Source organism: Bacteroides sp. L008 (assembly GCF_040812255.1).
Classification (GTDB): domain Bacteria; phylum Bacteroidota; class Bacteroidia; order Bacteroidales; family Bacteroidaceae; genus Bacteroides; species Bacteroides vicugnae.
Genome location: NZ_JBFNXO010000001.1, coordinates 2,461,484 through 2,478,619, shown reverse-complemented (window position 1 = coordinate 2,478,619; position 17,136 = coordinate 2,461,484). Strand labels below are relative to the sequence as shown.

At 44.4% G+C, this 17,136-nt stretch carries 8 protein-coding genes and 1 pseudogene; all 9 read left to right on the top strand.

From position 1 onward, the window contains the following. The first annotated feature begins 244 nt into the window (after positions 1–244). Entirely contained in the window at positions 245–2,356 is a 2,112-nt protein-coding gene (locus tag AB3G73_RS09930) for a family 43 glycosylhydrolase (protein WP_367744708.1), read from the top strand. A gap of 48 nt (positions 2,357–2,404) precedes the next feature. Then, on the top strand, positions 2,405–4,621 hold the full coding sequence (locus AB3G73_RS09925) for a glycoside hydrolase family 3 C-terminal domain-containing protein (RefSeq protein ID WP_234132709.1): 2,217 nt from the start codon (positions 2,405–2,407) through the stop codon (positions 4,619–4,621). A 32-nt stretch (positions 4,622–4,653) separates the two neighbouring features. Beyond that, positions 4,654–7,518: a glycoside hydrolase family 3 N-terminal domain-containing protein gene (locus AB3G73_RS09920; protein WP_234132711.1), complete on the top strand. Its 2,865-nt coding sequence runs from the start codon at positions 4,654–4,656 to the stop codon at positions 7,516–7,518. A gap of 30 nt (positions 7,519–7,548) precedes the next feature. Next, positions 7,549–8,763, top strand: a pseudogene (locus AB3G73_RS09915) (sialate O-acetylesterase); the annotation flags it as partial. A gap of 222 nt (positions 8,764–8,985) precedes the next feature. Further along, complete coding sequence (locus tag AB3G73_RS09910) at positions 8,986–10,686, top strand: family 43 glycosylhydrolase (RefSeq protein ID WP_367745428.1); 1,701 nt, start codon at positions 8,986–8,988, stop codon at positions 10,684–10,686. Next, positions 10,667–11,011, top strand: a complete 345-nt coding sequence (locus tag AB3G73_RS09905; RefSeq protein ID WP_367744706.1) for a hypothetical protein — start codon at positions 10,667–10,669, stop codon at positions 11,009–11,011. The genes AB3G73_RS09910 and AB3G73_RS09905 overlap by 20 nt, the downstream gene beginning before the upstream one ends. Positions 11,012–11,021: 10 nt before the next feature. Continuing rightward, complete coding sequence (locus AB3G73_RS09900; RefSeq protein WP_367744705.1) at positions 11,022–11,840, top strand: hypothetical protein; 819 nt, start codon at positions 11,022–11,024, stop codon at positions 11,838–11,840. 64 nt (positions 11,841–11,904) lie between these two features. Further along, positions 11,905–14,466 carry a glycoside hydrolase family 3 C-terminal domain-containing protein gene (locus AB3G73_RS09895; RefSeq protein ID WP_367744704.1) on the top strand — a complete coding sequence of 854 codons (2,562 nt, stop codon included), beginning with the start codon at positions 11,905–11,907 and terminating at the stop codon, positions 14,464–14,466. 88 nt (positions 14,467–14,554) lie between these two features. Then, a complete protein-coding gene (locus AB3G73_RS09890; protein WP_148364644.1) occupies positions 14,555–17,134 on the top strand; it encodes a glycoside hydrolase N-terminal domain-containing protein in 2,580 nt (859 codons plus the stop codon). Positions 17,135–17,136 lie beyond the last annotated feature (2 nt).

The following is a 17,136-nucleotide window of genomic DNA, read 5'->3' as shown; positions in this document are numbered from 1 at the left end:
TAAAGATTTGCTTCAAAAGTAGAAAAATAAATTCAGGAAAACAAAAAGGTTACAGGGCTTTATTTCCATAATATTTTCCTAATTAGGTATCTATTTCTACTACTTTATCTTTTTTTTTCTCGATTAATTCGATTTTAAGTCATTATTAATTCACTTTTGTGGAATTTATTAAGGGATGCCTCTTTACTTTGCTGAAAATAGTTTTAAGGACTTAATGGTATAACATGAAAAACAAAGAAATAACATGGTAAAAAGGTTGAATTGGTTATTGGTCTATTTATTGTTTTCAATAGGGATAATGGCACAGTCCGGTGGCAGGAAACAGTATAATTCTTACAAAGGATTGGTTATGGCTGGTTATCAGGGGTGGTTCAACACCCCTGGTGACGGTTCCGGCCGTGGATGGCATCATTACAATGGTCATGAAGGATTTCGTCCGGGATCGTGTTCCGTAGATCTTTGGCCGGAGGTATCGGAGTATAAGAAGCTCTATAAAACGGATTTTACTTTTGCGGATGGTAAGCCTGCATCCGTCTTTTCTTCTTATGACAAATCGACTGTCAATGTTCATTTCAGATGGATGAAAGAGTATGGACTGGATGGAGTGTTCATGCAGCGTTTTATCGCAGAAATCCGGAATGAAAGCGGATTGCAGCATTTTAATAAAGTATTGAACTCGGCAATGAAAGCTGCTAATAAATATGAACGGGCTATTTGTGTAATGTATGACTTGAGCGGGATGCAGCCTGGAGAAGAAAAACTGTTGCTCAAAGACATTGCGGAAATTGCGCAACGCCATTCTTTAAAAAATCATGCGAAAAACCCTTCTTATCTGTATCACAATGGCAAACCGTTGGTAACAGTATGGGGTGTGGGATTTAATGATAATCGTCGTTATGGATTGAAAGAAGCTGCACATATTATCGACGGCTTAAAATCACAGGGATTTAGTGTGATGCTTGGAGTACCTACCCAATGGCGGGAGCTGAAAGGGGATACGGAATCAGATCCCAGGTTGCATGAGCTTATCAGAAAATGCGATATTGTGATGCCTTGGTTCGTGGGACGTTACAATGAAACCACTTATCCGAAATATCAGAAGTTGGTGGAAGAAGATATCCAGTGGGCGAAAAAGAATCAGGTTGATTATGTACCGTTGGTTTTTCCGGGTTTCTCCTGGGGGAATATGAAAGGTAAAGATCATAATTCATTTATCCCCCGCAATAAAGGCTCTTTTCTTTGGAAACAGATGATGGGAGCTATCCGGGCGGGTGCCGAAATGATTTATGTAGCTATGTTTGACGAAATTGATGAGGGGACGGCTATCTTTAAATGTGCAAAGGAAGTTCCGACAGGGAAAAGTACATTCGTTCCTATCGAGGAGGGAGTGGAAAGTGACCATTATCTGAAACTGGTTGGTGAAGCCGCTAAGGTTCTGCGCAAAGAAAAGGCGATAGCTTTTAATACCAGTCTGAATCCGGCAACTCCGAATCCTTTCATCCGGCATATGTACACAGCAGACCCTTCGGCTCATGTTTGGGAAGACGGACGTCTGTACGTATATGCTTCCCATGATATTGCACCTCCGCGAGGTTGTGATTTTATGGATCGTTATCATGTGTTTTCAACCGATGATATGGTGACCTGGACGGATCATGGAGAGATATTAAGCTCCGATCAGGTGCCATGGGGACGCAAAGAAGGAGGATTTATGTGGGCTCCGGATTGTGCTTATAAAAACGGTACTTACTATTTTTATTTTCCTCATCCCAGTGAAACAGACTGGAACGACAGTTGGAAGATCGGAGTGGCTACCAGCAATAAACCGGCGGAAGGATTCAAAGTGCAGGGATATGTTGAAGGGATGGATCCGATGATTGACCCTTGTGTCTTTGTAGATGACGACGGGCAGGCGTATATTTATAATGGCGGTGGCGGCACCTGTAAAGGAGGTAAGTTGAAAGATAATATGATGGAGCTGGATGGTCCGATGCAACTCATGAAAGGACTGGAAGATTTCCATGAGGCAGCTTGGATTCACAAATATGATGGAAAGTATTATCTCTCTTATTCCGACAATCATGATGAAAACTGGAACGATGGAGTGAAGGGGGACAACCGGATGCGCTATGCGATCAGTGACTCTCCGTTGGGACCTTGGGAATCGAAAGGTATTTATATGGAACCGACTGACAGCTATACCAATCATGGATCTATTGTCAAGTTCAAAGGACAATGGTATGCCTTTTACCATAACAGTGCGTTGTCCGGACACGACTGGCTTCGTTCTATCTGTGTAGATAAACTGTATTACAATCCTGATGGTACGATAAAGTTAGTAAGGCAAACCAAATAAGTGATTGCCCTTTTTAATTTTATTTCTGCAATTAATAAATCTGATAGTATGAAGTTGAATAAAATAGTCTGTTTAGCCGTTTTATGCAGTGTAGGTAGTCGGATGACGGCACAGGAAACGTATCCGTTCCGCAATCCGCAACTCTCTGTTGAACAGCGTGTCGACGATCTGGTTTCCCGTTTGACTTTGGAAGAAAAGGTGAAACAGATGTTGAATAGCACTCCTCCCATTGACCGTTTGGGTATTCCTGCTTATAACTGGTGGAACGAATGTCTGCATGGTATCGGTCGTACCAAATATCATGTCACCGTATTCCCACAAGCCATCGGCATGGCTGCTGCCTGGAATGATGCATTGATTAAAGAAGTTGCTTCCTCCATCGCTGACGAGGGTCGGGCTATCTATAACGATGCGCAGCGTAAAGAGGATTATAGCCAATATCACGCATTAACTTACTGGACTCCTAATATAAATATATTCCGTGATCCTCGCTGGGGACGCGGACAGGAAACCTATGGTGAAGATCCTTTTCTGACTTCTAAAATTGGAGAATCCTTTGTGTTGGGATTGCAAGGAGACAATCCCCGTTATTTAAAAGCCTCGGCTTGTGCCAAACACTATGCCGTGCATAGCGGGCCGGAGAAAAACCGTCATAGCTTCAACTCGGATGTAAGTACTTATGATTTGTGGGACACTTATCTGCCGGCTTTCCGTACATTGGTTGTTGATGCCAAGGTATCCGGCGTGATGTGTGCATACAATGCTTTTCAGGGGCAGCCTTGTTGCGGCAATGATTTGCTGATGCAATCTATTTTGCGTGATAAATGGAATTTTAAAGGATATGTCACTTCTGATTGTGGCGCTATCGATGATATATTCAATCACCATAAGACCCATCCGGACGCAGCAACGGCAGCAGCCGATGCCGTATTTCATGGAACCGACTTGGATTGTGGACAAAGTGCTTATCTGGCATTGGTCAAAGCGGTAAAAGACGGAATTATCACAGAAAAACAAATTGATGTATCTGTCAAACGTCTGTTTGAGATTCGTTTCCGCTTGGGATTGTTTGACCCGGTGGAAGAAGTGGATTATGCACGTATTCCTGTTTCTATTCTGGAATGTAGAAAACATCAGGATTTAGCCAAACAACTGGCACGTGAGTCAATGGTATTACTAAAGAACGACCAATTATTACCACTTCAAAAGAATAAACTGAAAAAGGTGGTAGTAATGGGACCGAACGCAGACTGCAGGGAATCGTTACTTGGAAACTATAATGGACAGCCTTCCCGTATGCTGACTCCTTTGCAGGCCATTCGTGAACGTTTGAATGGTTGGGCAGAAGTCATATATATAGAAGGTGTAGATCATGTAGATGCTGTTCCCGAAAATCAATTGAAAGAATACATGAGACAGTCCAAGGAAGCAGATGTCGTCATTTTTGTCGGCGGTATCAGCCCGAGACTGGAAGGTGAAGAAATGCCGGTCAGCAAAGATGGATTTGATGGCGGCGACCGTACGACAATTGCTTTACCGGCAGTTCAAACTCAAGTGATGAAAGCATTGGCTGCAGAGCATATTCCGACGGTTTTTGTGATGATGACAGGCAGCGCATTGGCTATTCCCTGGGAAGCCAAGAATGTTCCGGCTATACTGAATGCCTGGTATGGCGGACAATATGGAGGAGAAGCTATTGCTGATGTATTGTTGGGAGATTACAATCCTTCAGGAAAGCTTCCGGTCACTTTTTATGCACAGGATAGTGATTTGCCCGACTTCGAATCGTATGATATGCAGGGACGTACCTATCGCTATTTTAACGGAAAAGCTCTTTATCCTTTTGGCTATGGATTGAGCTATACGGATTTTACTTATTCTTCACTGAACCTGCCTAAAGTCTGTCACACCACAGACAAGGAAGTGCAGGTAACTGTAACGGTGAAGAATACCGGACGGTTGGAAGGTGAAGAAGTAGTTCAGCTTTATATATCCCATCCTGATAAAAAGATATTGGTTCCGTTGACCGCATTGAAAGGTTTTAAACGGGTGCACTTACGGTCTGGTGAAGCACAACGCCTGACATTTTCCCTGTCTCCGGAAGACTTGTCTTGTGTGGATGAAAATGGCATCCGGAAGGTCCTGCCGGGAACAGTAAGAATACAGGTTGGCGGTTCTTCACCTGTGCCGACGCTGGCTACTCCTTTGAAACTGGTAGAAAGTACATTGAAAATGATTGGAAATACACATATAATAGATAAATGAGATTCTGATAATATTAGAAAAACGAATATAACATGAAAAACAAAATGAAATGGATGTTGGCAATAGGATTATTGTCATGTTCGATGGCAATGGCGCAGCAACAAAGTGATATACTGTCGGTATCGGCTTCTGCCAATGCGGACAATGCTGCTTTAGCTTTTGATAAAAATGTAAAGACGATGTGGACATTACCTTCGCAGGCACTAAAGACCGAGCAATGGCTGATGTTTACCATCCAGCAACCGGGTGATGTTTGCGAACTGGATCTTCAGATGCAGGGAGTCAACAAAAATGAACTGAAAGAGGTATTGGATATCTTTGTCACTTATGACCCGATGAATCTGGGAACTCCCGTAAACTACCGGATAGAAGGCAATGACAAACAGATGAAAGTGAAATTCACTCCTAAATATGGTGCTCATGTCAAGTTGAATTTCAAGCCGGGAAAGCTGGATAAACCTTTCTCTCTAAAGGAGATTTCAGTATTGGTAGCAGAGAAGGTACTGACAGATAGTAAAGGGAAAGTGACTGACCGTCGTTATATGGATGCATCGCTTCCGGTAGAAGAACGGGTGGAAAGTCTGCTGGCAGTGATGACACCCGAAGATAAAATGGAATTGATTCGTGAAGGATGGGGGATTCCCGGTATTCCTCATTTATATGTACCGCCTATCACAAAAGTGGAAGCCGTACATGGTTTCTCGTATGGAAGCGGAGCGACTATTTTTCCGCAGGCTTTAGCAATGGGAGCCACCTGGAACCGGAAGCTGACGGAAGAAGTGGCGATGGTAATCGGAGACGAAACGGTAGCTGCCAATACAAAGCAGGCATGGTCACCGGTGCTGGACGTTGCGCAGGATGCACGTTGGGGACGTTGTGAAGAGACTTTTGGAGAAGACCCGGTATTGGTATCACAAATAGGTGGTGCATGGATCAAAGGATATCAGTCCAGAGGATTATTTACCACTCCCAAGCATTTTGGCGGACATGGTGCTCCATTGGGTGGGCGTGACTCGCATGACATCGGTTTGTCTGAACGTGAAATGCGTGAAGTTCACCTGGTGCCGTTCCGTCATGCTATCCGAAACTATGACTGTCAGTCTTTGATGATGGCTTACTCCGATTATATGGGTATTCCGGTTGCCAAGAGTATGGAACTGCTGCAACAGATTTTACGGCAGGAATGGGGCTTCAACGGATTTATTGTCAGTGACTGTGGTGCTATAGGTAATCTGACTGCCCGTAAACATTATACGGCACAAGACAAGATTGAAGCTGCTAACCAGGCATTGGCTGCCGGTATTGCAACTAATTGCGGTGATACTTATAACAATAAAGAAGTGATTCAGGCCGCCAAAGACGGCCGCATCAACATGGAAAATCTGGACAACGTATGTCGTACCATGCTTTCTACCATGTTCCGTAATGAACTCTTTGAAAAGAATCCCTGCAAACCGTTGGACTGGAAGAAGATTTATCCGGGATGGAACTCTGACAGCCATAAAGAGATGGCACGTCAGGCAGCCCGTGAATCTATCGTAATGTTGGAGAATAAAGAGAACCTTCTGCCTTTGACCAAGAACCTGCGTACAATAGCTGTACTGGGTCCCGGAGCAGACGATCTCCAACCGGGTGATTACACTCCGAAATTACTACCCGGACAGTTGAAGTCCGTATTGACAGGCATTAAAGAGGCTGTTGGTAAGCAAACGAAAGTTCTTTATGAACAGGGTTGTGACTTTACAAATCCAGATGAAACGAATATTCCCAAAGCAGTAAAAGCAGCTTCTCAATCCGATGTTGTAGTAATGGTATTGGGGGATTGTTCTACCAGCGAAGCCACCAATGATGTTCGCAAGACATGCGGCGAGAATAATGACTGGGCCACTCTGATTCTGCCGGGTAAACAACAGGAATTGCTGGAAGCGGTTTGTGCGACAGGTAAACCGGTGATTCTGATTCTTCAGGCAGGACGTCCTTATGATATTCTGAAAGCATCGGAAATGTGTAAAGCTATTCTCGTAAACTGGTTACCGGGACAGGAAGGCGGCCCGGCAATGGCAGATGTACTGTTTGGTGATTATAATCCCGGCGGTCGCTTGCCGATGACTTTTCCGCGTCACGTAGGACAACTTCCTTTATATTATAATTTCAAAACATCGGGGCGTCGTTACGAATATGTAGATATGGAATATTATCCTCTTTACCGTTTCGGATTCGGTCTTAGCTATACCTCTTTTGAATATTCGGATTTGAAGATACAGGAAAAACCGAATGGAAATGTGACGGTTCAGGCTACAGTGAAGAATACAGGAAGCCGTGCCGGTGATGAAGTAGTACAATTGTATGTGACGGATATGTATGCCAGCGTCAAGACCCGTGTTATGGAGTTAAAGGATTTCGACCGTATTTATTTGCAACCGGGAGAATCGAAAACCGTCTCTTTTGAACTGACACCATACGACATTTCATTGCTCAATGACCACATGGACAGAGTAGTGGAAAAAGGAGAATTCAAAATATGTGTCGGTGGCATGAGTCCTGACTATGTGGCCAAGAATGAGATTAAACATAGTGTGGGTTACAGCGATAAGAAAAAAGGGGTGACCGGTATGCTTAACTATACGCACGAATTCGGTGCCGACTTTATCCTTTCTATATCCAAAGTGGAAGAGAATCTGACGAAGAATCAAAAGACTGTATGGGTCAGCGTGAAAAACAATGGCACGCTGATGGATATTGGCAAGGTGGAAATGTTTGTTGACGGCAAAAAAGCAGGGGATGCCATTCATTATGAACTGGGAGCCGGAGAAGAAAAACTGATTCCGTTCAAACTGGATAAAGACAACAAGCAACCTGTTGCTTTTACTACTAAATATAAGATGGTGGCTCTGTAGAGCCATCACCTTCATCTAATTCCTGATAAAATGAAACAATTACTTTTGGTTTCGTGCTTGCTGTCACTGTCCGCTATCTTGGGATTGCCGGAAGTGAAAGCAGATGTAAGGATGCCTTTGATTTTCGGCAACCACATGGTTTTGCAGCAAGATACCCGGATTACGATTTGGGGATGGGCTGATGCCGGAGAAAACATTGAAGTACTCTTTGCCGGACAAAAAGTGAGAACCACTGCCAATGCCGACGGGACATGGCAGGTAAAATTGAAGCCGGTAAAAACGAAGAAAAAAGGAGAGACGCTGACTATTACCGGAAAAAATAAACTGGTTTATTCGGATGTACTGGTAGGTGATGTATGGGTTGCTTCCGGACAATCAAATATGGAGTGGGGGATCAAGGTCAGAAAAGAATATGCTGATGATATAGCTCATTCGGAAGATTCATTGTTACGTTTATTCTTTGTTCCTAAAAATACATCGCTACAGCCATTGTCGGAGATTGAAATTCCTCAAGGAACAGCCAGTCCCGAACGGGCTGCCAGGTGGGTGCTTTGTACTCCGGAGATGCTGGCAAAAATAAATGGGCAGGGTTTCTCTGCTACTGGCTATTACTTTGCACGTGATATGCGCGTTGCAAACGGACGTCCGTTAGGAGTGATACAGTCCGCCTGGGGTGGTACACGTGCAGAAGCTTGGACAAGCCTTTCCGGGCTAAAGCAGGAGCCAGCATTGGCTCATTATGTAGCTGCTTACGAGAAAAATGTGAAAGATAATCCGGAAATACTGGCTACTTATCCGCAAAAGCAGAAAGAGTTTGATACAGCAGTCAGAGAATGGGATCAAACAATAGGTAAAGAGTGGAATCAGGCACAGAAAGAATGGGCGGTAGCCGTACGGGCTGCACAAGCCGATGGGAAACCAGCGCCCGCCAAACCGGAACCCAGAGTACCTCGTCCACCCAATCCACGTAAACCGGACGGTGGAAATAACGGCCCGGCTAATCTGTTTAACGCCATGATTTCTCCTTTAATTCCGTTAAGTATCAAAGGTGTAATCTGGTATCAGGGTGAATTTAATTCCGGTGGCTCGGCAAAAGAATATGCGACACTTTTTTCCCGGATGATTACAGATTGGAGGGAGAAATGGGGAATAGGAGATTTTCCTTTTGTATATGTACAGCTTCCTAATTTTGAGCCTGTAGATCAGGAGCCTTCTGTTGAGGGGAACGGTTGGCGTTGGGTGCGCGAAGGTCAGTTGAAAGCACTGAGCCTGCCTAATACTGCGATGGCGGTAACGATTGATGTTGGCGACCCGTTCGATTTGCATCCGGTTGATAAATATGATGTAGGACATCGTCCAATAGCCCGCGTTGTAATCTGTATAATGAGGAAGGGTTGCCGGCATCGCCTTTTCGTACAGATCACTGGGAATGACACAAATACCGGAATAAATAAAAAGAAAAACACCATGAAGAGATCTACTCATCTATTAATTGCAAGCGTATTGGCAGGATGTATCACTTCCTGTTCATCAGGAAAGCGAATCGCCCAACATCGGATAGTAACTAATCCGATGAATCTGAACTACCGGTTTCAACCGAAAGACGAATCGCGTCGGGAAGCTGCTGATCCGGTATTGGAGTATTTTAAAGGCTATTATTATTTATTTGCGTCCAAGTCCGGTGGATATTGGCGCTCTGAAGATCTGGCCGACTGGGAATATGTTCCTTGTACGACTATCCCCACATTGGAAGATTATGCTCCTACCATTCTTCCAATAGGAGATACGCTCTATTTTACTACTTCCAGTGGGAAAACACAGATTTTCAAAAATGCCCATCCGGAAAAAGATACTTGGGAGGCTGTAGATACCAAACTGACCTACCGGCTTCACGACCCGGCTTTCTATAGTGATGAGGACGGTAAGGTGTATATGTATTGGGGGTGTTCGGATAAGGACCCGATTATGGGGGTGGAAGTAGATCCGAAAGACGGTTTTCGTGCGTTGGGTGAAGCCAAAGCACTGATCGCGCATCATGGAGACAAGTATGGCTGGGAAGTTCCCGGAAAGAATAATGAAGAACCGCGTCAGGGATGGAACGAAGGACCTTGTATGCTGAAATATGAAGGACGTTACTATTTGCAATATGCGGCTCCGGGTACTCAATATCGTATCTATGGCGATGGAATCTATGTAGGAGATACTCCTTTGGGGCCTTTTGAATATGTGGAAGACAATCCGTTCTCATTTAAACCGGGAGGCTTTATCGGTGGGGCAGGACACGGACATACTTTTCGGGATAAGTATGGAAACTACTGGCACGTAGCTTCCATGATCATTTCCGTTCGTCATATGTTTGAACGGCGGTTGGGACTTTTCCCGGTTGCTGTATCCAGTCGCAACGGTATATATGCTCACACAGTCTGGTCGGATTATCCTTTCTATATTCCTAACCGGAAAGTTGATTTTGATAAAACAGATTTGAGTATGGGATGGAATCTGCTTTCATACCGGAAACCGGTACAGGCTTCTTCGTCTCTTGCCGGCTATGAACCGGGCAATGCAAATGATGAACAGATTGAAACATGGTGGGCTGCTCAAACCGGAAAAAAGGGCGAATGGTTGCAGGTTGATTTGGAGACTCCAATGTTGGTAAATAGTATACACGTGAATTTTGCCGACCATCACTTCAAGGTTTTCGCACCACACCCTCCCGTTGTTTATCAATTTTTTATCGAAGGTTCGGCAGATGGGAAAAAATGGATGAATTTGTTTGATGAAACAGAGAATGGAAAAGATGAGCCTCATCGCCTGTTTACGTTGGATAAACCCGTGAAGGTCCGTTATTTGAGAATTTGTAACGCTAAAGAGATGGATGGGTGCTTCTCTTTATCCGGTTTCCGTGTATTTGGTAAAGGAGAAGGTGCTGCTCCTTCTAAGGTGACAGGCTTCCGGGCAATTCGGGATTCGGAGGATAAACGAATGTACCGTTTCACTTGGGATGCACAAGAAGGGGCTACCGGATACGTGTTACGGTGGGGAACACAGAAAGATAAGTTAACGCACGCAGTGACGGTATTTGACAATCAATATGAAGCCCGTTATTTTAACAGAGACTCGGAATATTATTTCTCGATAACGGCATTTAATGAGAATGGTAATTTGTGAAATGAAAGGTCGTTCTTCATGGAAAAAAGGTTCCGGGATAGCTCCGGAACTGATAGCTCCCCAACCCGGCAAATGGGAAAAAGTAAAGATTAAAATCCCTTCTGCAATCAATGTCAATGACTGGGGAAGAGGTAGCAAGGTTGGAGCAGGGACACCACGACCGTATACACCGAGTTCGGTCTATTTCCCTAGCTATCCGGAACATTGGGTATATATCCGCATGGGATGGTTGTGTCGTAACTTTCGTATTCCTGCCTCTCATGGCCTGAAACAGGAAGACCTTCCCAAAGATTTGAATAAACCGTTGATTGCTTCCTTTATATAAACCTTTGCCCATGTTCAATGCACTGAAAGCCGCACTCAAAGGCAGTGAATGGACTACATTCGAAGAAGTAAAACATCCGGTGAAACCGGAATATCCTTCTCCTGTTTATCCTGTTGCCTGTCTGATTGGACAGCCTCGTCCGGATTTAATGGATTTCATAACCAAAGCCGGTTTGGGGTTAACAGACCAGCCGAAAAAAGCAAACTTATGGATCATAGATGCCGAATCGGTGACAGCCGAAGATTTGCAGCGCATACAACCAGCTTTGAAAAAATGGAAAAAGAAAGGGGGAATGGTACTGGCATTGAGCATCGGACAGAAATTGAGTGATGACTTCTGTCACTGGTTGCCGGAGAAAGTAAAACTGACCGACCGCAGAGCTACGGCTTTAGAGATGAACAGAAATACTTCCTGGGGAAATTATTTTGAACTCCCCGATTTGTATTTTAGTGAGATGGAGGGTGACCGCTACATCTTAAAACAGGGATTATCCGGAGCATTGACCGAAAAGGGGAATATCGTATTAAAAGCCTCCCGTACAGACTGGAGCTTGTTCAATACGTCTCCCGAACATTGGAAGTGTGCGCAGGTCGTATTATGTGAAGCATTGCAGAAACCCGGGGGAGCAGCTTTAGTGACTTATCCTCTACAAGAGAATGTAAATCAGGTGTTGTCTGTGATTGACTATCGTTTACAGACGAAAGAAACGAATGTCTCCTGGAATTCCATGATGCGTGTAATGGGAATTGCAACATACGGAGCCGACTTCAATTCTCATGATGTAAAGAACAAGAAACATGGTTTGTTGATGGACGGCCCTGTAGATTAGAAAGTGGGAAAGTGATTCCGGAGCAAGTGCTACGAACAATTATAAAAGAAAATATGATAGAAAAATGGTGATAATGAACAGGTATAAAAAGATTTTGTTGGCAGGTACTTTATCTGTGATGTCTTGCTCATTGATACATGCGCAAGAGTTGTATAAGAATGAAAACGCTCCTGTGCACGAACGGGTGGCAGATTTACTTTCCCGCCTGACAGTGGAGGAAAAGATTAGTTTGCTGCGTGCTACTTCTCCCGGTATTCCTCGTTTGGGCATTGATAAATACTATCATGGCAATGAGGCATTGCATGGAGTAGTCCGTCCGGGACGTTTCACTGTATTTCCGCAAGCTATCGGACTGGCAGCTACCTGGAACCCTGAGTTACAAAAACGGGTGGCTACTGTGATTTCGGATGAGGCGCGTGCCCGTTGGAATGAACTCGATCAGGGGAGAGAGCAAAAAGAGCAGTTTAGTGATGTACTGACCTTTTGGTCACCTACGGTGAATATGGCACGTGATCCCCGTTGGGGACGTACCCCGGAAACGTATGGGGAAGATCCTTTTCTAAGCGGAGTGATGGGAACGGCTTTTGTGAAAGGCTTGCAAGGAGATGATCCGCGTTATTTGAAGATTGTTTCCACTCCCAAGCATTTTGCTGCCAATAACGAAGAACATAACCGTTTTGTCTGTAATCCGCAAATCTCGGAAAAGCAACTGCGCGAATATTATTTCCCGGCTTTCGAAATGTGTGTGAAGGAAGGAAAGGCAGCTTCTATCATGGCTGCTTACAATGCGTTGAACGATGTGCCTTGTACACTAAATGCCTGGCTGCTGAAAAAAGTGTTGCGTCAGGACTGGGGATTTCAGGGATATGTCGTTTCCGATTGTGGGGGACCTTCTTTATTGGTAAACGCCCATAAGTATGTAAAGACGAAAGAGGCGGCTGCCACTCTATCCATTCAGGCTGGATTGGATTTGGAATGTGGAGATGATGTCTATGACGAATATCTGTTGAATGCTTACAAACAATACATGGTATCGGATGCCGATATCGATTCGGCTGCCTGCCATGTGTTGACAGCGCGTATGAAACTGGGACTTTTTGATGGAACTGAACGAAATCCGTATACTAGAATCTCTCCGTCGGTGATCGGCTCGAAAGAGCATCAACAGATTGCTTTGGATGCAGCCCGGGAGTGCATTGTTTTATTGAAGAATAAGAATAATATGCTTCCATTGAATGTTAATAAGGTGAAGTCAATAGCCGTGGTAGGTATCAATGCCGGTAAATGTGAGTTTGGTGATTATAGCGGTGCGCCGGTAGTAGATCCGGTTTCCGTTTTGCAAGGTATAAAAGACAGGGCAAGCGATCAAGTGAAAGTAGTGTATGCACCCTGGAAATCTGCTGCCGACGGCTTGGAACTGATTCAAGGAGAAAACTTTCCGGAAGGATTGAAAGCAGAATATTTTGAAAACACTGCATTGGAGGGTACGCCTAAAGTACGTAAAGAAGGTTGGATTAATTTTGAGCCTGCCAATCAGGCGCCCGATCCTTTTCTTCCTAAATCTCCGCTTTCCGTTCGTTGGACGGGAAAGTTGAGACCGACTATCTCCGGTCGTTATACTTTTAGTTTTACTTCCGACGATGGTTGTCGTTTGAGTATTGACAACCAGTTGTTGATTGACGCCTGGTCGGCTCATGCGGTATCTACAGACTCTGCTTCCATCTATCTTGAAGCGGGGAAAGATTATCAGTTAAAAGCGGAATACTATGATAACCGGGATTATGCTATCGCAAAATTACAATGGAAAGTGCCGCAGGTAGGAAAAGCGACCCGTCTCGATTTGTATGGGGAGGCCGGAAAAGCAGTCCGCGAATGTGAAACGGTCGTTGCTGTGATGGGAATCAATAAGTCAATAGAACGTGAAGGACAGGACCGGTACGATATTCAGCTTCCGGCAGACCAAAGAGAGTTCTTGCAGGAAATCTATAAAGTAAATCCGAATATAATCGTTGTATTGGTAGCAGGAAGCTCACTGGCTGTCAACTGGATGAACGAACATATTCCTGCCATCGTAAATGCCTGGTATCCGGGTGAACAGGGAGGAACAGCCGTTGCCGACGTATTATTTGGTGACTACAATCCAGCCGGGCGTTTGCCGCTCACTTATTATAAATCTCTGGATGAATTGCCTGCTTTCGATGATTACGATATAACCAAAGGGCGTACTTACAAATATTTTAAAGGAGACGTTCTTTATCCTTTTGGTTACGGACTTAGTTATTCTTCTTTCAAATACAGCGATTTGAAAGTAAAAGACGGTGCAAATACCGTCAGCGTTTCTTTCCGCTTGAAGAATACCGGCAAGAGGAAAGGGGATGAAGTGGCACAGGTTTATGTGCGGATTCCGGAAACCGGAGGTGTCGTTCCGATTAAAGAGTTGAAAGGTTTCCGGCGTATTCCTTTAAAATCAGGAGAGAGCCGTGTGGTGGAAATCGAACTCGATAAAGAGCAACTTCGTTATTGGGATGCAGGATTGGGACAATTCATCGTTCCCCAAGGTGCGTTCGACATTATGGTCGGTGCTTCCTCTAAAGATATTCGTCTGCAAACTGTCATTAATTTATAGATTGTATCATAGTTGTTGAGGCTGTGTAAAGGGTAATCGATGTATTAACTGTACCTTTTACACAGCCCGACTTTTAATTTATTGTATTATGAAAAACAAGTATTTGCGGTGTATAAACGCACTATTCTTATGCTGCCTGATGGCGGAAACAACAATGGCTGCCCGTTTCCAACAGCCACCCCTGAAAGCTACTTACAACAAACCCGCAAAAGTGTGGGAAAGCGAAGCATTGCCTATCGGTAACGGTTATATGGGCGCTATGATCTTCGGAGGTGTGGAAGTAGATGTTATTCAGACAAATGAACATACTTTGTGGTCAGGAGGTCCTGGCGAAGATCCGTCTTATAACGGAGGGCATTTGGGAACCCCGGAAACGAATAAAAGTTATCTTCATAAAACCCGTGTGCTGTTACAGCAGAAGATGAATGATTTTACTGCAAATCATTCCGCTTATATTGACGCAGACGGAAAATTGATTACCCATAATTATGAGGGGGATGGTAACGGTACGGAACTACGAAACCTCATAGATAAACTGGCGGGAACTAAAGAGCATTTCGGCTCTTTTCAAACATTGAGTAATATCATTGTAGAGGTTGTAAATCCGGCTACCTCCGAACCTGCCTATTCTGACTATACTCGGACGCTGGATATCGACAATGCCATTCATCGGGTAACTTATAAAGAGGGAGGAATAACCTTCAAACGGGAGTATTTTATGAGTTATCCGGACAATATCATGGTGATGCGTCTGACATCGGATTCGAAGAAAGGAAAGATTTCACGTATGATATCTTTGGAGTCATTGCATACCGACAAGGTCATCCGGGCTTTGAACAATACGATTACCCTGACAGGATATCCTACTCCGATGAGTGGTGACAAGCGTGTAGGAGATCATTGGAAGAATGGATTGAAATACGCCCAGCAACTATTAGTGAAACATACAGGCGGAAAGATTACGGTAGTAGACGGGAAGAAATTGAAGATAGAAGATGCCAAAGAAATCATCGTATTGATGTCGGCTGCAACGAACTATGTGCAATGCATGGACGATTCTTATCATTATTTCTCTGGAGAAGAACCGCTGGATAAAGTGAAGGCTACGCTGAAAAAGGCGACCAATAAAAAATACACCACTTTATTGGCTACCCACGAGAAAGATTACCATTCGTTGTATGACAGAATGAAACTGAATCTGGGCAATCCGCCGGGAATACCCGTTACAACTACGGACAGCCTGTTGAAGGGCATGGATGCCCATACCAACTCGGAATCCGAAAATCAATACTTGGAAATGTTGTATTTCCAATTTGGTCGTTATCTATTGATTTCTTCTTCAAGAGAAGGTTCTCTGCCTGCCAATTTGCAAGGTGTGTGGGGAGAAAGACTTTCCAATCCCTGGAATTCCGACTATCACACCAATATCAATGTGCAGATGAATTATTGGCCTACGCAGCCTACTAATCTATCCCGTTGCCACCTGCCTATGGTAGAATATGTAAAGAGCCTCGTACCACGCGGAAAATATACGGCACAACAATATTATTGCAAGCCCGATGGCGGAAATGTACGTGGATGGGTGACGCATCATGAAAATAATATTTGGGGTAATACGGCTCCGGCCAAGAAAGACACTCCCCATCATTTTCCGGCAGGAGCTATTTGGATGTGCCAGGATATTTGGGAATATTACCAGTTTAATCTCGACAAGGACTTTTTAGAAGCGTATTATGATGTCATGCTCCAAGCGGCTCTTTTCTGGGTGGATAACCTTTGGACGGATGAGCGGGACGGTACTTTGGTGGCAAACCCCTCACATTCTCCCGAGCATGGTGAGTTTTCATTAGGTTGCTCCACCTCACAAGCTATGATAGCAGAGATGTTCGATATGATGATAAAAGCCAGCAAGGTGTTAGGTAAGGATAAAGAACCGGAGATTGCAGAAATAGAGACTGCAATGAACAAACTTTCCGGTCCGAATATAGGATTGGGCGGACAATTGATGGAGTGGAAGGACGAAGTGACGAAAGACGTTACCGGAGACGGTGGGCACAGACATACGAACCATCTTTTCTGGCTGCATCCGGGCTCGCAGATTGTGATCGGAAGGAGCGAAGAAGATGATAAATATGCAAATGCCATGAAAGTGACATTGAATACCCGTGGAGACGAGGGCACAGGCTGGAGTAAAGCGTGGAAACTAAATTTCTGGGCCCGTTTGCATGATGGTAACCGTTCTCATGCATTATTGCGGAGTGCAATGAAACTGACTGTTCCCCAAGGCCGTTTCGGTGGTGTATATACCAACCTTTTTGACGCGCATCCGCCTTTCCAGATTGATGGAAACTTTGGTTGTACAGCCGGGATTGCGGAAATGTTGATGCAGAGTCAGGGAGGATATATCGAGTTGCTTCCCGCTTTGCCCGATGTATGGAAAGACGGTGCGTTCAAAGGGATGAAAGCCAGGGGAAACTTTGAAGTGGATGTAACCTGGAAAGAAGGGAAAATCACTTCGATTGAAATACTTTCTAATGCAGGTGCAGAGTGTATGCTTAAATATCCGGATGCAAAGAGTCTGAAAGTTTCCGGTGCTAAGGTAAGAGTACTCGCTGACGACCGGATTGCTTTTGATACTGTTAAAGGTAAGAGATATACGATCAGATGAAT